2 protein-coding genes and 1 pseudogene are annotated in these 24284 nt (G+C 75.0%); 2 read left to right on the top strand and 1 reads right to left on the bottom strand.

From position 1 onward, the window contains the following. The first annotated feature begins 9 nt into the window (after window positions 1–9). Window positions 10–10533, top strand: a complete 10524-nt coding sequence (locus LV78_RS11540; protein ID WP_253844980.1) for a type I polyketide synthase — start codon at window positions 10–12, stop codon at window positions 10531–10533. A gap of 115 nt (window positions 10534–10648) precedes the next feature. Continuing rightward, window positions 10649–21064, top strand: a pseudogene (locus LV78_RS11545) (SDR family NAD(P)-dependent oxidoreductase); the annotation flags it as partial. 68 nt (window positions 21065–21132) lie between these two features. Here LV78_RS11545 and LV78_RS11550 read toward each other — a convergent pair. Further along, entirely contained in the window at window positions 21133–23916 is a 2784-nt protein-coding gene (locus LV78_RS11550) for an AAA family ATPase (protein ID WP_253844982.1), read from the bottom strand. Window positions 23917–24284: the final 368 nt, after the last annotated feature.

Below are 24284 nucleotides of genomic sequence, written 5' to 3' on the forward strand. Positions count from 1 at the left end.
GATGCGCGGATGAACGGGCTCGTAACCGAATCAGCACTGGCGAAGCGGCTGGCACAGGCCGCGCCGGGCGGACACCGCCGGGTGGTCACCGAGTTGGTGCGCGCCGCCGTGGCCGAGGCCATCGCGCAGGCGCGGCCGGACGACGCGGCCTCCGGCGCAGCGCTCGACGCCGAGCAGCCCTTCGCGGCTCAGGGGCTCGACTCGCTGGCCGCCGTCCACCTGCACCGCGTCCTCACCGAGCGCACCGGGATCCCCTTGCCGGTGAGCCTCGCCTACGACTGCCCGACGCTGCCGGAGCTGGTGGACCGGCTGCTGCGCGCGGCCGACGGAACCGACGACGCCGTTGACGTGCCCACCGCCCCCGCCGTCGACGACGAGCCGGTCGCGATCGTGGGCATCGGCTGCCGCTTCCCCGGCGGCGTCGACGATCCGGCGGCGTTGTGGCGGCTGCTCGCCGAGGGCGGCACCGTGCTGTCCGACTTCCCCTCCGACCGGGGCTGGGACCTCGGCGCCCTGTTCGACGACGATCCCGAGACGCCGGGCAGCGCCTACGTGCGCAAGGGCGGGTTCCTCGACACCGCGACCGACTTCGACGCCGAGTTCTTCGGCATCAGCCCGCGCGAGGCGCTGGGCATGGACCCGCAGCAGCGACTCGTGCTGGAGACCACCTGGCACGCGCTCGAGAACGCCGGGATCGACCCCACCGCGCTGCGCGGCACGTCGACCGGTGTCTTCGTCGGCGCGGAGATGCTGGACTACGGCCCGCGCCTGCACGAGGCGCCCGACGGCATGGACGCGTACCTGCTGGCGGGCAACGCCTCCAGCGTTGTGTCCGGCCGGGTCGCGTACGTGCTCGGCGCGGAAGGTCCCGCGCTCACCGTGGACACGGCGTGCTCCGCCGGACTCGTCTCGCTGCACCTGGCGTGCCGCTCGTTGCGCGCGGGGGAGACGACGCTCGCGCTCGCCGGTGGTGTGGCCGTGCTCGGCGGACCGGGCGTCTTCACCGCGTTCAGCAGGCAACGCGGCCTCGCGCCGGACGGGGTCTGCAAGCCCTTCGCCGCCGCCGCGGACGGCACCGGTTTCGCCGAGGGCGTGGGCGTCCTGGTCCTGGAGCGGCTGTCGGACGCGCGGAAGAACGGCCACCGGGTGCTCGCGCTGGTGCGCGGCTCCGCGGTCAACTCCGACGGCGCGTCCAACGGCCTCACCGCGCCCAACGGCACCGCGCAGCAGCGGGTCATCCGCAGCGCGCTCGCGTCCGCGGGGCTCGCGCCCGAGGACGTGGACGTCGTCGAGGCGCACGGCACCGGCACCCGGCTCGGCGACCCGATCGAGGTGACAGCGCTGCTGGCCATTTACGGGCGCGATCGCGCGAGGCCGCTGCTGCTCGGGTCGGTGAAGTCCAACCTCGGGCACACCCAGGCCGCCGCAGGCGTCGCCGGGGTGATCAAGGCCGTGCTCGCGATGGAGCACGGCGAGGTTCCCGCGACGCTCCACGTCGACGAACCGACGCCGCACGTCGACTGGTCCTCCGGCCAGGTCGAGCTGACCGTCGAGTCCCGTCCGTGGCCGGAGACCGGCCGCCCCCGCCGCGCCGCCGTGTCGTCCTTCGGCGTCAGCGGCACCAACGCGCACGTCATCCTCGAACGCCCCGAGCCGGAACCCGCCGCCTCCGCACCGAGCCCGGTCGGCGGGCGCCCGCTGGCGTTCCCGCTGTCCGCGCGAGGCGAGGACGCGCTCCGCGCGCGTGCCCGAGACCTGCTGCCCCTCGCCGACACCGTCGAACCGGTGGAGCTGGCGCGGGCGCTCGGCACCACGCGCGCCGCGCTGCGCGACTCGGCGGTGCTCGTCGCGACCGGCCGGGTCGAGCTGCGCGCCGCCCTGGAAGGTCTCGCGAGCGGCGCCACCCCGGCGCCGGAGCGGGCGCCGGGCGAACTCGCGTTCCTGTTCGCCGGGCAGGGCAGCCAGCGCGCGGGGATGGGCCGCGAGCTGGCGACCGCCTACCCCGTCTTCGCGGACTCGCTCGCCGCGACCTGCGCCCACTTCGACCTCCAGCTGCCGCGCGGGCTCGACGAGCTGATGTTCGCCGATCCGGGCGGCGCCGACGCAGCCCTGCTGGACACGACGGAGTACGCGCAGCCCGCGCTGTTCGCCTTCGAGGTCGCGCTGTACCGGCTGTTCGAGAGCTGGGGCCTCGCACCCGACCACCTCGCGGGCCACTCCGTCGGCGAGATCGCCGCCGCGCACGTCGCGGGTGTGCTGACGCTGCAGGACGCGACGATCCTGGTCGCCGCGCGCGGCAGGCTCATGCAGCGGCTGCCCGCCGGGGGCGCGATGCTCGCCGTTCGCGCGTCCGAGGCCGAGGTGACCCCCCTGCTGACCGGGGGAACCGGGATCGCCGCCGTCAACGGCCCCGAGTCGGTGGTGGTGTCGGGAGTGCTCGGCGACGTCGAGCGGATCGCCGAGGAGCTGTCGGCACGCGGTCGCGACACCCGACGCCTGCGCGTGAGCCACGCCTTCCACTCGCCGCTCATGGAGCCGATGCTCGACGAGTTCCGCCGCGTCGTGCGCGTGCTCGACTTCCACGAGCCGCGCCTGCCGATCGTGTCGACCGTGACCGGACAGCCGGTGTCGGGCGAGCTGCGCGACCCCGAGCACTGGGTCGGCCACGTCCGCGCGCGGGTGCGCTTCCACGACGCGCTGCGGGTGCTCGCCGACGCGGGCGTGCGCACGTTCCTCGAACTCGGACCGGGCGCCACGCTGTCGGCGATGGGACCGGAGTGCGTGGACGCCGACGGAACGGCCTTCATCGCGGCGCTGCGCCGGGACCGGCCCGAAGCGCGCGAGGCCATGTCGGGGCTCGCGGCCGTGCACTCGCGCGGCGTGCCCGTCGACTGGGAGCGGCACTTCGCCGAGTTCGGCGGCACCCCGGTCCCACTGCCCCGCTACCCGTTCCAGCGGCGACGCTTCTGGCTCGACCAGGGCACCTCCTCGGGCGCCGGCGCGCTCGGACAGCTGCCCGCCGGTCATCCGCTGCTCGCCGCTGTCGCGGGCGTGGGCGCGGACGCCGCCGTGCTGACCGGACGGATCTCCACGCGCACCCAGCCGTGGCTCGCCGACCACGTCATCGGCGGCAGGGTCCTGTTCCCCGGCACGGCGTTCGTGGAACTCGTGCTGCGCGCCGCCGACCACGTGCCCGCAGGCCCGCCGCTGCGGCTGGAGGAACTGACCTTGAGCGCGCCGCTCGCCCTCGACGGCGACCGGGAGGTCTCCGTCCAGGTGGCGGTCGGCGCGGCGGACGAGGACGGCCGTCGTCCGGTCACCGTCCACAGCCGCGCCGACCAGGCGGGCCGGTGGACCGAGCACGCGGCGGGCGTGCTCGCCCCGGCCGACGTCGCCGAGCCCGCCCCGTTCGGCGAGTGGCCGCCGCCGGGCGCCCACCCGGTGGACACGACCGACCTCTACGAGCGCCTGGCCGACGAGGGCTACGGCTACGGGCAGGCGTTCCGGGGTCTTCGCGCGGCGTGGCGGCTGGGCGGCACCACGTACGCGGACGTCGCGCTGCCGAAACGGATCGCGGAAGGCGCGGGCGCCTTCGGCCTGCACCCCGCGCTGCTCGACGCGGCGCTGCACGCGGCGGACCTGGACACGCCCGCACCGGGCGTGAGCGTGCCGTTCGCCTGGACCGGCGTCACGCTGCACGCCACCGGCGCGACCGCCGTGCGCGTCGCGATCACGCGCGGCGAAGGAGGCGGCATCGCGCTCCGGCTCGCCGACGCCACCGGCACGCCGGTGGCCGACGTCGGCGGGCTGATCTCCCGCCCCGTGCGGGACCAGGAGGCGCTGCACGCCCTGCGGTGGGTGCCGCACCCCGTCCCCGCGCACACCACGATTCCCCAGGGCGCTGTCGTGCACCGCTTCGGCGACGCCGCGAGCGCGGACGCGCGTGACGCCCGCGAGCACGTCGGCACGGCGCTGCGCCTGGTGCGCGCCTGGCTGGAGGCCGACGGCACGGCCGCGCCGCTCGTCGTGGTGACGCCACCCGCGAGCCCCGCGCACGCCGCCGTCCGGGGGCTCGTCCGCGCGGCGCAGGCCGAGAACCCCGGTCGTCTCGTGCTCGTCGAGCACGACGCCGAGCCCTCCGAGGCCGAACTGGGCCAGGCTCTCGCCAGCGGTGAGCCGGAGCTGTCGCTGACCGGCGGGCGGTTCCTGGTGCCGCGCCTGGTCTCCGCTCCGGTCCCGGTTCCGGCCTCCGCTCCGGTCCCGGTTCCGGCCGACGACTGGGGCACCGTGCTGGTGACCGGCGGCACCGGCGGGATCGGGTCGCTCGTGGCGCGGCACCTGGTCGAGGCGCACGGCGTCCACCGCCTGGTGCTGGTGGGCAGGCGCGGCGAGGCTCCAGGCTTCGTCGGGGACCTGGACGCCGAGGTGACCGTGGTGGCCTGCGACGTCGGCGACCGCGACGCCCTCGCGCGGTTGCTGGCCGAGCACCCCGTCGACTCGGTGGTGCACACCGCCGGAGTCGTCCGCGACGGTCTGCTCGGCTCGCTCACCGACGAGATGGTCGACGAGGTCTTCCACGCCAAGGCCCGCGGCGCCTGGCTGCTGCACGAGCTGACGCGGGATCGCCCGCTCAAGCGGTTCGTGCTGTTCTCCTCGCTCGCCTCTGTGCTCGACGCGCCGGGCCAGGCCAACTACGCCGCCGCCAACGCCTACCTCGACGCGCTCGCGGAGCACCGCGCCTCCCTCGGCCTGCCCGCCACGGCGCTGTCCTGGAGCCTGTGGGCGACGGGCACCGGCATGGGCGCCGCGCTCGACGCCGCCGCGCTGCGCCGCATCGCCGCCGCCGGTCTGCCGGGACTCCCGGCGGAGCGGTCACTGCGGCTGTTCGACCTGGCCGTCCGATCAGGGTGGTCCACGGCGGTGCCGGTCGAGGTGGACGCGGCAGCCGTGCGCCGCCGTTCCGACGGCGTGCCGCACCTGCTGCGCGAACTCGTGCGCCCCGCCGCGCGCCGTGCCGCCACGGGCGGTGCGCGGACTTCCGAGGAGAGCCGGTTCGCCACCGTTCCGGTCGCCGAGCGCGAACGCGTCGTGCTGGACCTCGTGCGCACCGAGGTGGCCGACGTGCTGCGCCACGACGGGGCCTCCGCCGTCGACCCGGCGCGCGCGTTCACCGAGCTGGGGTTCGACTCCCTCGCCGCCGTCGAGCTGCGCAACCGGCTCAACGCGGTGACCGGGCTGCGGCTGGCCGCCACCCTCGTGTTCGACCACCCGACGCCGCGCGCGCTCGCCAAGCACGTCGAGGAGGGCCTGTTCGGCGGCGCGGAGCCCGTGGTTCCCGTCGTCGCGCGCGACCCCGGCGCGGGCGCCGATCCGATCGTCATCGTCGGCACGGCCTGCCGCTACCCCGGCGGCGTCACCTCGCCCGAGGACCTGTGGCGGCTGGTCGCCGACGGCGTCGACGCGGTGGGCGAATTCCCCTCGGACCGGGGCTGGGACGCCGACGCGCTCTACGACCCCGAGCCGGGCACGCCCGGCCGCACCTACGCGCGGGAAGGCGCGTTCCTGCACGACGCCGCGTGGTTCGACGCAGGCTTCTTCGGCATCAGCCCCCGCGAGGCCACCGCGATGGACCCGCAGCAGCGGTTGCTGCTGGAGGTGTCCTGGGAGGCGCTGGAACGGGCGTCGATCGACCCCACCAGCGTGCGCGGCAGCCGGACCGGTGTGTACGCGGGTGTGATGTACCACGACTACGGCGCCTGGCTCCCCGAGCTGCCGGAGGACCTCGCGGCCTACGCGGGCAACGGCAACCTGGGCAGCGTCGTCTCGGGCCGCGTCGCGTACGCGCTCGGTCTCGAGGGCCCCGCCGTCACGGTGGACACGGCGTGCTCGTCCTCCCTGGTCACGCTGCACCGCGCCGCCCACGCGCTGCAGCACGGCGAGTGCGACCTCGCCCTCGCGGGCGGGGTGACGGTGATGTCCACTCCGGACACGTTCATCGACTTCTCCCGCCAGCGCGGGCTCGCCGCCGACGGCCGTTGCAAGTCGTTCGCCGACGGCGCGGACGGCACCGGCTGGGGCGAGGGCGTCGGGGTGCTCGTCGTCGAACGGCTCTCCGACGCGCGGCGCAACGGGCACCGGGTGCTGGCCGTGGTGAGCGGTTCCGCGATCAACCAGGACGGGGCGTCGAACGGGCTGACCGCGCCGAACGGCCCGTCGCAGCAGCGGGTCATCCGCGCGGCGCTGGCCTCGGCCGGTCTGGCGCCGTCCGAGGTGGACGTGGTGGAGGCGCACGGGACCGGGACGACCCTCGGTGATCCGATCGAGGCGCAGGCGTTGCTGGCGGCCTACGGGCAGGACCGGGGTGAGCCGTTGTGGCTCGGTTCGGTGAAGTCGAACATCGGGCACACCCAGGCCGCGGCGGGCGTCGCGGGGATCATCAAGATGGTGCAGGCCATGCGGCACGGCGTCCTCCCGAAGACGTTGCACGTCGACTCACCGTCCTCGAAGGTCGACTGGGACGCGGGCGCCGTCGAGCTGCTCACCGAGGCGCGGCCGTGGGAACCCGGAGCCCGGCCGCGCCGCGCCGCCGTGTCGTCCTTCGGCATCAGCGGCACGAACGCCCACGTCATCCTCGAAGAGCCCGGTGCACAGGAGGCGGTGGCCGGGGGGCAAGCGCCCCCGCTCGTCGCCCTGCCGGTCTCGGCGCGGACGACCGAGGCGCTGCGCCACCAGGCGCGCGACCTGGTCGCCACGGCGTCCGCCACCGCCACCGCCGACCTCGGCTTCGCGCTCGCCACCACGCGCGCCGCGCACACCGAGCGCGCCGTCGTCCTCGCGGGCGCGGACTCCTCCGACGACGTCGTCGCGGGCCTCGACGCGCTCGCCCTGGCCGCCGGTGCGCCGGGTCTCGTCGTGACCGGTTCGGCCAGCGAGGGCACGCTGGCGTTCCTGTTCTCCGGCCAAGGCGCCCAGCGGCCCGGCATGGGACGCGACTGGTACCGCGCCCACCCCGTCTTCGCGGAGCACTTCGACCGCGTCGCCGCGCGGTTCGCGGGCCACCTCGACCACCCGCTCGCCGACGTGCTGTTCGGGGACGGCGAGGCGGCCGACCTGCTCGACCAGACCGCCTACACGCAGGCGGCGCTGTTCACCACGCAGGTGGCCCTCTACCGGTTGCTGGAGTCGGCGGGGCTGCGTCCGGCGTGGCTCGCGGGGCACTCCGTCGGCGAGTTCGCCGCCGCGCACGTGGCCGGTGTCTGGTCGCTGGCCGACGCGGTGGCCGCGGTCGCGGCGCGGGGCAAGCTGATGCAGGCCTTGCCCCCTGGCGGGGCCATGATCGCCGTGCAGGCCTCCGAGGAGGAGGTCGCCCCGCTCCTCGGCGAACGGTGCGGCATCGCCGCGGTCAACGGGCCGCGCGCGGTCGTGGTGTCCGGTGACGAGGACGCCGTGGAGGCGATCGCCGCGCGGTTCGCCACGACTCGGCGGCTGAAGGTCTCGCACGCCTTCCACTCGCCGCGCATGGAACCGATGCTCGCCGAGTTCCGCGAGGTCGTGTCCGGGCTCACCGCGCACGAGCCCGCGGTGCCGATCATGTCCACGCTCACCGGCGAGCCCGCGACCGCCGCCCAGCTCGGCTCGGCGGGCTACTGGGTGGACCACGTGCGCGGGACCGTGCGCTTCGCCGACGCCGTGCGCGCGCTCGCCGATCGCGGCGTCGACACCTTCCTCGAACTCGGCGCCGCCCCCGTGCTCACCGCGATGGGGCCCGACTGCCTCGTCGAGGCCGGGGGCGACGCCGAACCGGCCTTCGCGTGCACCGCGCGCAAGGACACCGGGGAGGCGCGCGCGCTGCTGACCGCGCTCGCCGAGGTGCACGTGCGGGGCTTCGACGTCGACTGGCGTCAGCTCTACGGCGACTTCACCGGCGCGCACGTCGACCTGCCGACGTACCCGTTCCAGCACCGGCACCACTGGCTGCCGCTGGCCGCGACCGGCGGCGACGTCACCGCGCACGGACTGGCCGCGGCGGACCACCCGCTGGTCAGCGCGGCCGTGGACCTGCCGGGGGACGGCGGCCTGCTGCTCACCGGGCGCGTCTCGCTCGCCACGCACCCGCTGCTCGCCGAGCACGCCGTCCTCGGCGCCGTGCTGGTGCCCGGCGCCGCGCTGGTGGGCCTCGCCCTGCACGCGGGCCGCCTCACCGGTCGCCCCGCGCTCACCGAGCTGACCCTGCGGTCGCCGCTCGTGGTGCCGGGGGAGTCGGCCGTGCGGCTGCACGTCTCGGCCACCCCGGACGGCGCCGTCGAGATCCACTCGCGGCCCGACGACGGGGCAGGCGAGTGGACCTGCCACGCCACGGGCGTTCTCGACCTGGCCGGGGACGACCCCGGCCAGGCGGTCGCCGAGTGGCCCGAGCCGGGCGCGACCGGGCTCGACGTCAGCGGCCTGTACGAGCGGATGCACGCCGAGGGCTACGACTACGGGCCCGTCTTCCGCGCCGTGCGCGCCGCGTGGCGGGCAGGTGGGGACACCGTGCTCGCGGAGCTGGAGCTGCCCGCAGAGGCCAGGCACGACGCCGCCCGCTACGGCCTGCACCCGGCGCTGCTCGACGCGGCGCTGCACGTCACCGGGTTGCTCGACCCGCGAGACGGGGCCGCCGACGCGGGCGTGGTCGAGCTGCCGTTCGCGTGGACCGGGGTCACCCAGCACGGCTCCGGCGCGCTCGCCGCCAGGGTGCGCGTGACCCGAGGAGGCGGCGAGGGCGGTCTGCGGATCGAGCTGGCCACCGAGGACGGGGCGCCGCTGGCGACCGTGGCGTCGTACGTGACGCGGCCCTTCGCCGCCGACCGGCTGGGCGTCCCGGCGCGGGACCTGTACGTCGTGGCCGACGAGCCGCTGCCGAAGCCCGTCGCGCGGGCACGGCGGAACTGGGCGGTGCTCGGCGACGACGACCTCGGACTCGGTGTCCCGGTCGCACCGGAACCGGCCGCGCTGGGCGCCGTCGACGCGGTCCTGCACGTCGCGCAGGCCCCGGACGGCGCCGGTGTGCCGGACGCCGTGCGGTCGGCCCTCGCCGGGACCCTGCGGGTCGTGCAGGCGTGGCTCGCCGAGGAGCGGCAGGCGGTGCTCGTCGTGCTGACCCGCGACGACCTCGCAGGCGCGGCGGTGCGCGGTCTGGTCCGCGCCGCGCACGGGGAAGAACCCGGCCGCGTGGTGCTCGTGGACGTCGGAGGCGCTCGGCCGGAACTCGCCTCCCTCGACGCGGCGCTCGACACCGGTGAGCCGGAAGTGCGCCTCAAGGACGGCGACGTGCACGTGCCGCGTCTCATGCGCGCGCCGGACGCGGTGCGCCGCGTGGCGAGGCGCCCGTGGGGCACCGTGCTCATCACCGGGGGGACGGGCGGGCTCGGCGCCCTCGTCGCGAAGCACCTCGCGCGGCGCGACGACGTCGAGAGGCTCGTTCTCACGAGCAGGCGCGGGCCCGACGCGCCGGGCGCCACCGCCCTGCTCGGCGAGCTGAGCGCGCTGGGCGCCAAGGCCGAGATCGTCGCCTGCGACGTCGCCGACCGCGCGGCTGTCGCCACCCTGCTCGCGCTCACGCCGGTCGACAGCGTCGTGCACACGGCAGGTGTGCTGGACGACGGCGTCATCACGGCGCTGACGCCGTCGCGCGTGGACACCGTGCTGCGCCCGAAGGCCGAGGCCGCCTGGCACCTGCACGAGCTGACCCTCGGCCGCGAACTGGCGCACTTCGTGCTGTTCTCGTCGGCCGCGGGCACCATCGACGCCTCCGGCCAGGGCAACTACGCGGCGGCCAACGCCTTCCTCGACGCGCTCGCCGCGCACCGGGCGGACCTCGGGCTCGCCGCGACGTCGATGGCGTGGGGCCTGTGGGCGGGCGGCGGCATGGGCGCGTCGCTGGACGAGGGCGAACTCGCCCGGATCGGGCGTTCCGGCGTCGGCGTGCTCGAACCGGACGACGCGCTCGCCCTCTTCGACGCCGCTGTGGCGGCAGACCTGCCCGCCGTGCTGCCGGTCCGGCTCGACCTCCGCGCGCTGCGGCGGCGAGGCGCGGAGGCGCCCGCGCCGCTGCGGACGCTCGCGGGTGTCGGCCTGGCGCCCGCCCAGCACGCCCCCACCCTCGGCGACCGGCTCGCCGGCCTGCCGAAGGCCGACCACGAGCACGCCGTGCTCACCGCCGTCCGCGCCGAGGTGGCCGGGGTGCTCGGCCACGCCGGACCCGCCGACGTGGAACCACGGCGCGCGTTCACCGAACTGGGGTTCGACTCGCTCGCCGCGGTGGAGCTGCGCAACCGGCTCAACACCGTCAGCGGGCTGCGGCTGCCGTCCACGATGATCTTCGACTACGCGACGCCCGCCGCACTCGCGGGCTACCTCCTCGGCAGGCTGGCCCCGGAACCGCAGGCCGAACCGCAGGTGTCGCGAGCAGCGGACGCCGAACCCGGCATCGACATCAAGTCCATGGACGTGGCCGACCTCGTGCGCGCCGCGTTGAACCGCGGCGGCACCTGAGCCGCCTGCCCGGCCACACGGGGAAGCAGGGCCAGGGGCGTGTCTCAGAAGCAGCCGCGCGAGCAGGGGAGCGACACCGAGCATGGAAACATCCGTCGAGCAGATCGTCGAAGCGCTGCGCGAGTCGTTGATCGAGAACGAGCGGCTGCGCGCGCGGAACGCCCAAGCGGCTCGTGAACCGGTCGCGATCGTCGGCATGAGCTGCCGGTACCCCGGTGGCGTCGACACCCCGGAGAAGCTCTGGGAGCTGGTCGCCGGAGGCGCCGACGCGATCGGGGACTTCCCGACCGACCGCGACTGGGACGTCGAGAACATCTACGACCCCGATCCCGACGCACCGGGCAGGACCCACGTGCGCGAAGGCGGGTTCCTGCACGACGCCGCGTGGTTCGACCCCGCCTTCTTCGGCATCAGCCCCCGCGAGGCCACCGCGATGGACCCGCAGCAGCGGTTGCTGCTGGAGGTGTCCTGGGAGGCGCTGGAACGGGCGTCGATCGACCCCAACAGCCTGCGCGGCAGCCGAACCGGCGTCTACGCGGGTGTGATGTACCACGACTACGGGACCTGGCTCACCGAGGTGCCCGAGGAGGTCGAGGGCTACCTCGGCAACGGCAACCTGGGCAGCGTCGCGTCCGGACGGGTGTCGTACGCGCTCGGTCTCGAGGGCCCCGCCGTCACGGTGGACACGGCGTGCTCGTCCTCGCTGGTCGCGCTGCACCTCGCGGTGCAGGCGCTCCGGTCCGGTGAGTGCTCGCTGGCGCTCGCGGGCGGGGTGACGGTGATGTCCACTCCGGACACGTTCATCGACTTCTCGAAGCAGCGCGGGCTCGCCCAGGACGGCCGTTGCAAGTCGTTCGCCGAGGGCGCAGACGGCACGGGCTGGGGCGAGGGCGTCGGAATGGTGCTGCTCGAACGGCTCTCCGACGCGCGGCGCAACGGGCACCGGGTGCTGGCCGTGGTGAGCGGTTCCGCGATCAACCAGGACGGGGCGTCGAACGGGCTGACCGCGCCGAACGGCCCGTCGCAGCAGCGCGTGATCCGGGCGGCGCTGACCGACGCCGAACTCGAACCGTCCGAGGTGGACGTGGTGGAGGCGCACGGCACCGGCACGCCGCTCGGTGATCCGATCGAGGCGCAGGCGTTGCTGGCGACCTACGGGCAGGACCGGGGTGAGCCGTTGTGGCTCGGTTCGGTGAAGTCGAACATCGGGCACACCCAGGCCGCGGCGGGCGTCGCGGGGATCATCAAGATGGTCCAGGCCATGCGGCACGGCAGGCTGCCCCGGACCCTCCACGCCGACCAGCCCACCTCGAAGGTCGACTGGGCGGAGGGCGCCGTCGAACTGCTCCGCGAGGCGCGCGACTGGCCCGCGCGCGACGGGCGGCGCAGGGCCGCCGTGTCCTCGTTCGGCATCAGCGGCACCAACGCCCACGTCATCCTCGAGTCGCCCCCGGAGGAGCCCGTCGCGCAACCGGCCGAGCCGTGGTCGGGCCCGGTGCCCCTGGTGCTGTCGGGAGCGAGCGGACGCGCCCTCGCGGCGCAGGCCCGCCGGATGCTCGACCACCTCGCCTCCGCCCCCGACTCCCTGGCGGACACCGCGCACGGCCTCGTGGCGTCGCGCGCGGCGCTCGACGAGCGCGCCGTCGTCGTCGGCAGCGACCTCGCCGGGCTGACGGCGGGGCTCACCGCGCTCGCGGCGGGCGAGAGCGCCACCGGTGTCGTGCGCGGCGCCCGCGCCCCCGAGTCGCGGGTCGCGTTCGTCTTCCCCGGCCAGGGCTCGCAGTGGGTCGGCATGGCCGCCGACCTCCTCGACTCCTCACCTGTCTTCTCCGCCGCGCTGGCGGACTGCGCGGCGGCCCTGGACCCGATCACCGGATGGGAGCTGCTCGACACCATCCGCGCCCGGCGCGAGCTGGGTCGCGTCGACGTGGTGCAGCCGGTGCTGTGGGCGGTCATGGTGTCGCTGGCGGCGGTCTGGCGCGCGCACGGGGTCGAGCCCGCAGCGGTCATCGGCCACTCGCAGGGCGAGATCGCCGCCGCCTGCGTGGCGGGCGCGCTCAGCCTCGCCGACGGCGCGAAGGTGGTGACCCTGCGCGCGAAGGCCATCGCCGACCAGCTCTCCGGCCGGGGCGGGATGCTGTCGATCGCGCTCCCGGCCGAGCAGGTGCGCGAACGACTCGCGGCCCACGGGGGCCTCCTGGAGATCGCCGTGGTGAACGGGCCGCTGTCGGTGGTCGTCTCGGGCGACCCAGAGGCGCTCGGTGAGCTGAAGGCGTCGGTGGTCGCGGACGGGCACCGGGCCAAGCTCGTGCCGGTCGACTACGCGTCGCACTGCGCGCACGTCGAGGCGATACACGAGCGGCTGCTCACCGACCTCGCAGGCATCCGGCCGCGCGCGGCGGACGTGCCGTTCTACTCGACCGCGACCGGCGGCCGGATCGACACCGCGGTCCTCGACGCCCAGTACTGGTACGAGAACCTGCGGCAGACCGTCCTCTTCGAGCGGACGACCCGCGAGCTGCTCGACGCCGGGTACGGCGCCTTCATCGAGTGCAGCCCGCATCCGGTGCTGCTGCACAGCATCGCGGAGACGGCGGACGCCGCAGGCGTCGACGTCACCGGGGTCGGGTCGCTGCGCAGGCACGACGGCGGTTCCCAGCGGTTGCTCACCTCGCTGGCCGACGCGTTCGTCGCCGGAATCCCCGTGGACTGGCGCGCGGTGTTCAGCGCTTCCGGCGCGCGCGCGACCGATCTGCCGACGTACGCGTTCCAGCGGGAGCGCTACTGGCTGGGCCGGTCCGGGACGGCGGGCGACGTCACGGCGGCGGGCCTCGACACCGTCGCGCACCCGCTCGTCGGGGCCGCGGTCCCCGTGCCGGGGGACGGGGACGGCGCGGGAGCGGTGGTCTTCACCTCCCGCCTCTCGACGTCGGCGCTGCCGTGGCTCGCCGATCACGCGGTGGCGGGCGCGGTGCTGCTCCCCGGCACGGCGCTGGTCGAGCTGGCGCTGTCGCTCGGCCACGACCTCGGGCACGGTCATCTCGCGGAGCTGACCCTCCACGCGCCCGTCGTGCTGGCCGGGCGGGGCGGCGTCCAGCTGCAGGTGCGCGTCGATGCGCCGGACGAGACCGGGCGTCGCGCGCTGACCGTCCACTCGCGACCGCACGGCGATCCCGGCGAACCCTGGTCGCGCAACGCCTCCGGCCTGCTCGCCCCCCAGCCCGCGACCGCGGACTTCGACCTGGCGGCCTGGCCGCCGAGCGGTGCCGAGCCGCTGGTCGTCGACGGCGCGTACGACAGGCTCGCCGCGCTCGGCTACGACTACGGTCCCTCCTTCCAGGGGTTGCGCGCGGCCTGGCGGCGGGGTGACGAGCTGTTCGCCGAGGTGGAACTGCCCGTCGAGGCGGCGGGCTTCGGCCTGCACCCGGCGCTGTTCGACGCCGCCCTGCACGTGGACGGCCTGGTCGCCGACGGTGACGGCGGGACGAGCCTGCCGTTCGCCTGGACCGGTGTCTCACTGCACGCCACCGGCGCGACCGCCCTGCGAGTGGCGATCCGGCGCGGCGAGACCCTGTCGCTGCGCGTGGCCGACCCCACCGGCGCGCCGGTGGCGGAGGTGGCGGCGCTGGTGGCGCGCCCGGTCGACCGGGACGCCGCCGCCACCCGCACCGACGACCTCTACCGCCTGAGCTGGCCCGCGCTGCCCGCGCCCAGCGCCCGACCTGCCTCGTTCGTCGTGTGGGACGGTGAGTCCGCACTGCCCGACGGCGAGCGCGAGTGGGTGGTCCTGCCGATCAGCGGGGACCCCGGAGGCGCTCTTGATCCCGCTGCCGCGGCACGCGGCACCACGGCGCTCGCGCTCGCGGCGGTCCAGCGCTGGATCGCCGAGGAGCCTTCCGCGCGGCTGCTCGTGCTCACCGAGGGCGCCGTCACCGAACCCGTCCGCGACGTGGCCGCCGCCGCCGTGTGGGGTCTGGTGCGCGCGGCCCAGGACGAGCACCCCGGCCGGTTCGTGCTGGTCGACTCCGGCGACGGGGTGGACGCGGCCGTCGCGGTCGCGGGCGCGACCGCCGAACCGCAGCTCGCCGTGCACGATGGCGCCGTGTCCGTGCCGCGCCTCGCGCGGGTGCCCGCCGCCTCGCGCGCCACGACCCTCGACCCCGGGGGCACGGTGCTCCTCACGGGCGGCACCGGTGTCCTCGGTCGCCTGGTCGCGCGGCACCTGGTGCACGAGCACGGTGTGCGGCGGCTCGTCCTCACCGGCCGCCGAGGCGCGGCGGTGGACGACCTGTCGGACCTCGACGCCGACGTGTCCGTGGTCGCCTGCGACGCAGCCGACCGCGACCAGCTCGCCCGCGTGCTCTCCGCCGTGGACCCCGCGCACCCGCTGACCGCCGTGGTGCACCTCGCCGGTGTCCTCGACGACGGCCTGGTGAGCGACCAGACCCCCGAGCGCCTCGACGCGGTGCTGCGGCCCAAGGCGGACGCGGCGTGGCACCTGCACGAGCTGACGAAGGACCTGGACCTGGCGGCGTTCGTGCTGTTCTCCTCGGCCGCGGGCACGGTCGACGGCGGGGGACAGGCGGGCTACGCGGCGGCCAACGCGTTCCTCGACGCGCTCGCCGCGCACCGCCGCTCCCACGGCCTGCCCGCGCACTCCCTCGCCTGGGGGTTCTGGGAGCAGCGCACCGGGCTCACCGGACACCTGACCGACGCCGACGTCGAGCGCATGGCCCGCGCGGGCGTGCGCCCCATCCCCACCGCCGACGGACTCCGGTTGTTCGACGCGGCGCTGTCCGCGTCGGACGCCCGCCTGGCGCCGATCGCCCTCGACCTCCCCGCCCTGCGCAGAGCGGGAGAGGTGGCGCCGCTGCTGCGGGGGCTCGTGCCCTCGGGCAAGCGCGCCGCGACCGGCCTCGCCGCCGCCGCGCGGTCGACGCTCGTCGACCGCCTCACCACCCTCGGCCCCGCCGAACGCGACACCGAGCTGCGCGAGCTGCTCCGCACGCTCGTCGCCGCCGTGCTCGGCTTCGGCGACGACCTCGTGCTCGACCCGCGCCGCCCGTTCCGGGAGACCGGCTTCGACTCGCTGACCGCCGTCGAACTGCGCAACCGCCTCGGCACGGCGCTGGGCCTGCGGCTGCCCGCCACGCTCGTCTTCGACCACCCCGACGCCGACGCGCTGATCGCCCACGTCAGCGCGGAGCTGTTCGGCGCCGAGGCGGGCGAGCGGGCGCCTGCCCCGCCGGTCGCCGGTGACGAGCGGGAAGACCCGGTGGTGATCGTCGGCATGGCCTGCCGGTTCCCCGGCGGCATCACCACGCCGGAGGACCTGTGGCAGCTCGTCGCCGACGGTCGCGACGGCATGGGAGGGTTCCCCACCGACCGGGGCTGGGACCTCGCGCACCTCTACGACCCTGAGCCGGGCAAGGCCGGGCACTGCAGCACGGCCGTGGGCGGGTTCCTCCACGACGCCGACCGGTTCGACCCCGCCTTCTTCGGCATCGGCCCGAGGGAGGCGATCGCGATGGACCCGCAGCAGCGGTTGCTGCTGGAGGTGTCCTGGGAGGCGCTGGAGCGCGCGGGCGTCGACCCGCACACCGTGCGCGGCACCCGGACCGGTGTGTACGTGGGCGTGATGTACCACGACTACGGCAGCAGGCTGCGCGCCGTGCCCGAGGAGGTGCGCGACTACCTCGGCAACGGCAGTCTCGGCAGCGTCGCCTCCGGCCGCGTCGCCTACGCGCTGGGCCTGGAGGGGCCGACGCTCTCCGTGGACACGGCGTGCTCGTCCTCGCTCGTCGCGCTGCACCTCGCCGCCGACGCCGTGCGACGGGGCGAGTGCGACCGCGCCCTCGCCGGTGGCGTGAGCGTGATGTCGACCGAGGACACGTTCGTGGACTTCAGCAGGCAGCGCAACCTCGCGGCCGACGGCAGGGTCAAGGCCTTCTCCGACGACGCGGACGGCACGGCGCTGTCCGAGGGCGTCGGCGTCCTCGTGGTGGAACGGCTGTCGCAGGCCCGGCGCCACGGCCACGACGTGCTGGCCGTCGTCCGGGGCTCCGCGGTGAACTCGGACGGGGCGTCGAACGGGCTGACCGCGCCGAACGGCCCGTCGCAGCAGCGGGTCATCCGCGCGGCGCTGGCCTCGGCCGGTCTGGCGCCGTCCGAGGTGGACGTGGTGGAGGCGCACGGCACCGGGACGACCCTCGGTGATCCGATCGAGGCGCAGGCGTTGCTGGCGGCCTACGGGCAGGACCGGGGTGAGCCGTTGTGGCTCGGTTCGGTGAAGTCGAACATCGGGCACACCCAGGCCGCGGCGGGCGTCGCCGGGGTGGTGAAGATGGTGCAGGCCATGCGGCACGGCGTGCTCCCCGCGTCGCTGAACGTCACCGAGCCCTCGTCGGAGGTCGACTGGGACGCGGGCGCCGTGCGGCTGGTCACCGAGCAGCGCGCCTGGCCGGAGTCCGGCCACCCGCGTCGCGCGGGCGTGTCGTCGTTCGGGATCAGCGGCACCAACGTCCACCTGATCCTGGAGCAGGCCCCGGCGGGCCCTCCTGCCCCGGACCCCGTGGCGCAGGCTCCCCTGCTGCCGTTCGTGGTCTCCGCGACCACCCCGGACGCGCTCGCCGCGCAGGCGGCGCGGCTGCGGCAGGTCGCGGGCGCGCCGCTGCCGGACCTCGCCTACTCGCTGCTCACGACGCGCAGCGCGTTCGGCCACCGCGCCGCCGTGGTGGCGCGCGACGCCGATGAGCTGGACGCGGCGCTCGAAGCGCTCGCCGGGGGACGCGAGTCGGAGGCGGTCGTCACCGGGCGCCCGGTGGCGGGCAAGGTCGCGTTCCTGTTCACCGGGCAGGGCGCCCAGCGACTCGGCATGGGGCGGGCCCTGCACGAGAGCTACCCCGTGTTCCGCGCCGCCTTCGACGAGGCCTGCGAGGCGCTGGACGAGCACCTCGACGCCCCGCTGCGCGAGGTCGTGTGGGCCGACGCGGAAGACGCGACCGCGCTGCTCGACCGCACCGACTACGCCCAGTGCGCGTTGTTCGCCGTCGAGACCGCGCTCTTCCGGCTGCTCGAGTCCTACGGGGTGCGGCCGGACTGGGTGGCGGGCCACTCCGTCGGCGAGCTGACCGCGGCCCACGTCGCGGGCGTGTGGTCGCTGCGGGACGCCGCGCGCCTCGTCGCGGCGCGCGGACGGCTCATGGCCGCCCTGCCCTCGGGCGGCACGATGCTCGCCGTCGACGCGGCGGAGACCGACGTGCTGCCGTACCTGACGGCCGACGACGTCGCGATCGCCGCCGTCAACGGGCCGAGCGCCGTCGTCGTGTCCGGCTCCGAAGCCGCCGTGGCCGCCGTGGCGGACAAGCTGACCGGCCGTCGCACGAAGCGGTTGCGCGTCAGCCACGCCTTCCACTCGCCGCTGGTGGAACCGATGCTGGCGGAGTTCGAGCGGATCGCGAGCGGGCTGGCGTTCGCGGCGCCGTCGATCCCCCTGGTGTCCAACGTGACCGGTGAGCGCGCGACCGACGAGGAACTGCGCTCGCCCGCCTACTGGGTGCGGCACGTGCGCGACGCCGTGCGCTTCGCCGACGGCGTTCGCGCGCTCGTCGACGCCGGGGTGAGCACCTTCGTCGAAGTCGGTCCCGACGCGGTTCTCACCGCGATGGGCCGCGAGGTCGTCGGGGACGTGGAGAAGGCCGCGCCCGCCTTCGTGCCGACGTGCAGGCGCGGGCACGACGAGGTGCGGGCCTTCGCCACGCTGCTCGGCACGGCGCACGTCCGGGGAGTCGAGGTCGACTGGGCGCAGGCGTTCCACGGCGCGCGCAGGATCGACCTCCCGACCTACGCCTTCCAGCACCAGCGGCTGTGGCTGCACGACGAGCCCGGCGCGGTGGTGGACGCCCGAGGCCTCGGCCAGACCCCTGCGGCGCACCCGATGCTGGGCGCGGCCATGACGCTCGCGGACGACCACACCGTGGTGCTGACCGGGCGGCTGTCGATCGCGACGCACCCGTGGCTGGCCGACCACGTCGTCGCCGGGACCGCGCTCGTGCCCGGCAGCGCGTTCGTGGAACTCGCCGTGCGCGCGGGCGACCAGGCAGGCTGCCCGCACCTGGCCGAGTTGACGCTCGAACGGCCGCTGGCGCTCGCCGACGGCGAGGCCGTTCAGCTGCAGGTGGCCGCCGCCGCGCCGGGACCGGACGGAAGTCGCGCGGTCACCGTGCACTCCCTGCCGGAAGGGGCGGACGCGCCGTGGACGCGGCACGCCACCGGCGTCCTCGGCACGGCCTCGGCGGAGGAACCGCCCGCGCTGGGCGAGTGGCCGCCCCCCGGCGCGGAGCCGATCGACGTCAGCGGCGTCTACGACCGGCTCTCGGCGCAGGGGTACGACTACGGGCCGCTGTTCCGGGGGCTGGGCGCCGCGTGGCGCGACGGCGCCGACGTGTGCGCCGAGGTGCGGCTGCCGGATGGCGATGGCGCCGGTTTCGCCCTGCACCCCGCGCTGCTGGACTCGGCGCTGCACCTGCTCGACCTCCTGGAGGGCCAGGACCCGGACGCCATGGCACTGCCGTTCTCGTGGGAGGGCGTGGACGTGCACGCCACCGGGGCGACCGCGCTCCGGGTGCGGTTGACGCCGCTGGGGGAGGGGCGACTCGGCGTGCGCCTGCACGACGGCGTGGGCGCTCCGGTCGCGGACATCGCCTCGCTGCGCCTGCGGGAGATCACTCCCGGCCTGCTGCGGGCGACCGAGCCCGGTGACCTGCTCCGCCTCCGCTGGACGACGAAGCCGGTCGGAACCGCGACCGTCGAATCGCGGGTGCACACCGTGGACCACGCCGGTGGCGAGATGACGGCCGCGACGCACGCGACGGTGGCGGCCACCCTCGCGGTGCTGCAACGCGAGGTCGGCGACACCGCGAGCGGTCCGCTCGTGGTCCGCACCCGGCGCGCGGTGGCGGTCTCGGCGGACGAGACCCCCGACCTCGCGCAGGCGGCGGTGTGGGGCATGGTGCGCGCCGCCGCCGTCGAGCACCCCGGCCTGTTCGTGCTGCTCGACTCCGACGGCACGGCCGAGTCGGACGCCGTCCTCTCGGCCGCTGTCGCGACCGGGGCTCCGGAGCTGGCGCTGCGCGCCGGGGTGGCCCACGTGCCCGAGCTGTCCAAAGTGGACGATCGGGGCGCGCCTGTGCCGCTCGACCCGGAGGGCGCGGTGCTCGTCCTCGGCGGCACCGGTGGCCTCGGTCTGCTGCTGGCCCGCCACCTGGTGGCGCGCCACGGGGTCCGCCACCTGGTGCTGGTGGGGCGTGGTCACCGGGAGCCGGACCTGACGGACCTCCACGGGCTCGGCGCGCGGGTGGAGGTGGTGGCCTGCGACGTCACCGACCGCACCGCGCTGGCCGCGCTGATCGCCGGGGTGCGCGCGGACCGTCCGCTGACGGCCGTCGTGCACGCGGCGGGCGTCCTCGACGACGGACTGCTCACCGACCTCACCCCGCACCGGTTCGAGACGGTGCTGCGGCCCAAGGCGGACGCGGCGTGGCACCTGCACGAGCTGACGAAGGACCTGGACCTGGCGGCGTTCGTGCTGTTCTCCTCGGCCGCGGGCACGCTGGGAGCCGCTGGGCAGGCCAACTACGCGGCGGGCAACGCCTTCCTCGACGCGCTCGCCGCGCACCGCCGTTCCCTCGGCCTGCCCGCGCACTCGCTCGGCTGGGGCCTGTGGGAGACCGGGGGCGCGGGAGGAATGGGCGCGAGCCTGGACGAGGTGGAGCGGAGCAGGCTCGCCCGCGACGGCATCCTGCCGCTGCCGGTGAGTCGCGCGCTGGAGCTGTTCGACGCCGCGCTCGGCGCCGACCACGCCGCCGTCCTGCCGGTGCGGGTCCGCGTCACCGAGGACGCCCCCGCCCTCGTCCGCGCGCTGTCCAGGCACGCCTCGGGTGCTCCGGTCCGCCGCGTGGCGAACGCCGCAGGCGCGGTCGCGGCCGAGCCGCTGTCCGCGCGGCTGCCGAAGCTCCCGGCGGCGGAGGGCAGGAAGCTGCTCACCGAGCTGGTGCGCGGTCACGTCGCGGGCGTGCTCGGCCACACCTCCTCGGCCGCGATCGAACCCGACCGCTCCCTGGGCGACCTCGGCGTGGACTCACTGGCCGCGCTCGAACTCCGCAACCGGCTCGGGGCCGACACCGGCCTGCGGTTGTCGAGCACGCTCACGTTCGACCACCCGACCGCCGAAGCGCTCGCCGAGCACCTGTTCGCCGAGTTCGGCGGGGCGGCAGCGGCCGAGGGGGCGGTGGACCTGGAGGCCGAGGTGGTCCGGCTGGAGACGCTGCTGGACTCCACCTCGGACCCGGCCTCGGTGGACGAGGAGCAGCGTGCCAGGGTGGGCGCCCGCCTGCGCGCGCTGAGCGCGCGCTGGGACGGCGCCGCTTCCGGCGCGGACGTGCCGGTCGTCAGCGAGGGGCGCGCGCTGGAGACCGCGACCGTGGAGGAGCTGCTCGGCATCCTGGACGACGAGCTGGGAAGCCACGCCTGACGCGCGAAGCGGCCCGCCACGCTGTGGCGGGCCGCTTCGGCGAGGGCCCGGTGCGCTGCGGATCGTTCTCAGTCCACCGCCGATCTCTGCCGCTGCGCCTGCTCCCCGACGACGATGTCCGACGGGAGTTCGGAGCGCTTGGCGACGTTGAGCTTGCGGTACACGCGGGTCAGGTGCTGTTCGACGGTGCTGACCGTGACGTGCAGCCGGTTGCTGATCTCGCGGTTGGTGTAGCCGAGCACGGCGAAGTGCGCGACGCGGCGCTCGGCGTCGCTGAGCAGGACCGTGCCGCTCTGGTCCGAGTCGGAGGTCGTCGGTTCCGCGTCTTCGAGCAGGTGCTTGTCGACGGGGGAGACCATCCCGCACGCCTCCGCCTCGCGCGCGGCGTGCTTGGCGACCAGCCGTGCGCGGGCGAACTCGCCGAACTCGTAGTGCGCGGACGCCAGTTCGGCGTACGCGTGGGCGAGGGACTGCCGGTCACCGCAAGCCTTGAGCAGGTCGATCGACTGGTGGAGCAGCGGTGCGCGCTGGTAGGGCTTGCTGGTCGCCGCCAGCACCCTCAGCGCGAGGGCCTGCGCGTTCGCGCTGCTGGTCCGCGAACGCCGCAGCTCCTCCTCGGCCAGGGTGCGGGCCGTGCGCGCCTTGCCCAGCCGCAGGTAGGCCATGGCGAGGTCGGCACGCCACGGGATGCCGCGCTGCAGCTGCGAGTTGCCCTCCCTGATCAGCCGTGCGCTGATCTCGAAGTCGTTCAGGGCGGCGAACGGCTGCGCGGTCTCCAGGTAGTGGTGTCCTCGTGCACGCAGGTACTGCACGCCGAACACGGTGTGGTACATCGGTTTCGGCACCGGCAGGCTGAGCAGCTGCTCGTTGTGCGCGATCGCGCCGAGACCGGGGTTGGCGAACAGCGAGGTGGAGAGCGGCAGGCCGATGAGCACACCCCACCCCTGCGGGGCCAGCAGCTCCATCGCCTCCCTCGCTCCTTTCGACGCGGCCGGTAGATCCCCCTGTAATCGCGCGATCTCGGCCTGCACGCTGCTCAGGATCGCCTGCCACGTCTTGGCGCGCCGCGCGGCGGCGGAGTCCAGCAGCCCCTCGCAGGCGGCGCCTGCCAGCGCGGGCTGCCCCGCGTACGCGATCGCCAGCAGCGACATCGCCACGATCTCCAGGTTGAGGTCGTCCAGCCGGTGGCCCTGCAGGCACTGCACCAGGGCGGTGGTGGACTCCGCCGTGTCCACCCCGTCGAGCAGGGCGCTCAGCCGCGCCATGGTGCCGTACAGGGTTCGGCGCTTGTCGGCGCGCCCGCTGGAACGGGAGAGGCTGGCGGGTTCGCCCGCGCCGTAGAACCACTGCCGGATCATGTCGACCTCTTGCCGCACCAGCTCGTCGGCCGAGGAGACCGGCGGTGGCAGCGCCTGCGCGATCCGGCCTGCCAGCTCCGTGTCGCCCTGCCACAGCACGTGCCGGAGCACCGTGGTGGCATCACGCAGGTCCAGCTCCCCCTTCTCGGCGGCCTGCCGCAGCGGGTCGAGGCGCCTGCCCGCCGCGGCCGGGTTGGTGAGCCACTCGACCCTGGCGAGCGCCGCGGTGATCGCCTGGCTCTCGGCGGTGCCGGAGCAGCCGCGCAGGGCGAGCTGGAGGCAGGCGGCGCAACGTTCGAGGTCGTCCCGCCCGAGCGCCGCCTCCGCCGCGCTCCGCAGCGTGCTCGTGCCCCAGCCCGAGGGCACGATCTCGGCGGCGAGCAGGTGGGAGGCGACCACCTCGGCGGGTGCGCCCGCGTTGTAGAGCGTTTCGGCGATCCTGCTGTGCAGTGTCGTGCGCAGGTCCGATCTCATGTCCTCGCGCACCGCGGATGCGGCGGCCGGGTCGCGGAAGCGGCGACCGGTGAGCAGGCCGATCGTGTTGCCCCGGTCGACGGAGTTGCGGATCGTCTCCTCGTTCACCCCGACGATCGCGGAGAAACCGACGCTGTCGATGGTCCCGCTGAGGTGTTGGACGGACTCGCCGAGCATGGCCAGCACCCGCAGCACGTGGATCTTCTCGGATGAGTTGCGGTGCAGCAGTTGCAGGACCGCGTTGCGGTACGCGGCCCCCGCGACCGGACGCTCGACCAGGGCGCCGCGCGTCTTGCAGTCGTCCAGCAGCGCGTGCGCGAGCAGGGGGACGCCTGCGGTCATCCGGGAGAAGCCGGTCGTGAGCTCCTCGGAAGGCGGACTTCCGGCGTCCGCCGCGAGCAGTTCGGCGAGTTCCTCGGCGGACAGCGGCGCCAGCCGGATCCGCCGGTGCGGCCTGCGGTTCAGCTTCCGGGCTGAGGCGGTGTGCGAGGCGTCGTCCTCGATCCCGAGCGCGCACACGACCAGGAGCTTGCGGAACCGGCTGCGCTGCAGCAGGTGCACGATGCTCGTGATGGACCAGACGTCCATCACGTGTGCGTCGTCCACCGCGAGCACCAGCGGGCAGTCCTCGTCCACGAGGTCGAGCAGGGTCTCCGTCGTGGCTTCCAGTTCGGCCGCGGAGAAGTCGACTTGTTCACCGTCTTCTCGCGGAGGATCCACGCGGTCGGAGGCGGTGTCGCTGGTTCGTCCGGTCCGCGAGTCCGCGCAACCGGTTCCGCTGTTCTTCAGCAAATGGCGGACGAGGCTCAGCGGTCTGTCCCGGGAACCGGGGTCCGCAGTGGCGTGGAGTATCCGCGCGCCTGATTCCCGAATGCTTATCAGAAACTCGTCGAGAACCTGTGTCTTTCCTGAACCTGGTGTGCCGCTCACCAGTACGAGCAGGCTGTTCCCTCTTGAGCTCTCGGCGAATGCGTCCTGCAGGCTGTCCAGTTCTCTCGTTCGACCGAATATGTGAGCCATCGCCTCTATGCCGCCCCGGGTGCTCGTGGAGAGTCGGGAACTCGCACTCGTCGTTGTGTGCGGTCGCGCCCTTGCGCGAAGGCACCGCCGATGAGAACGGCTATGACCGTTCGTTCCTGGTCACTCCGTCCTCACGAGGGACGACTCCACTGATGACCACCCCCGGAGTCGTTCACCGTCATGCAGCGGTGTTTCCCGGCATGAGTCCAAGGTAGCACGATTCAGGACGCTTTCGCTGGTCTGCGAAGCACCTGTGTCTCAATTCGCGTGCTGTCGTTCAAGATCCCTTTTTGGTGGCGAATCTGCTGGTGAAACCGTTGCGAACCTGACTTATTTGCTGTCGCGGAACTGCCGCCGGGAACCCCTCG

This window comes from Actinosynnema pretiosum, from assembly GCF_024171695.1.
Classification (GTDB): Bacteria; Actinomycetota; Actinomycetes; order Mycobacteriales; family Pseudonocardiaceae; genus Actinosynnema; species Actinosynnema pretiosum.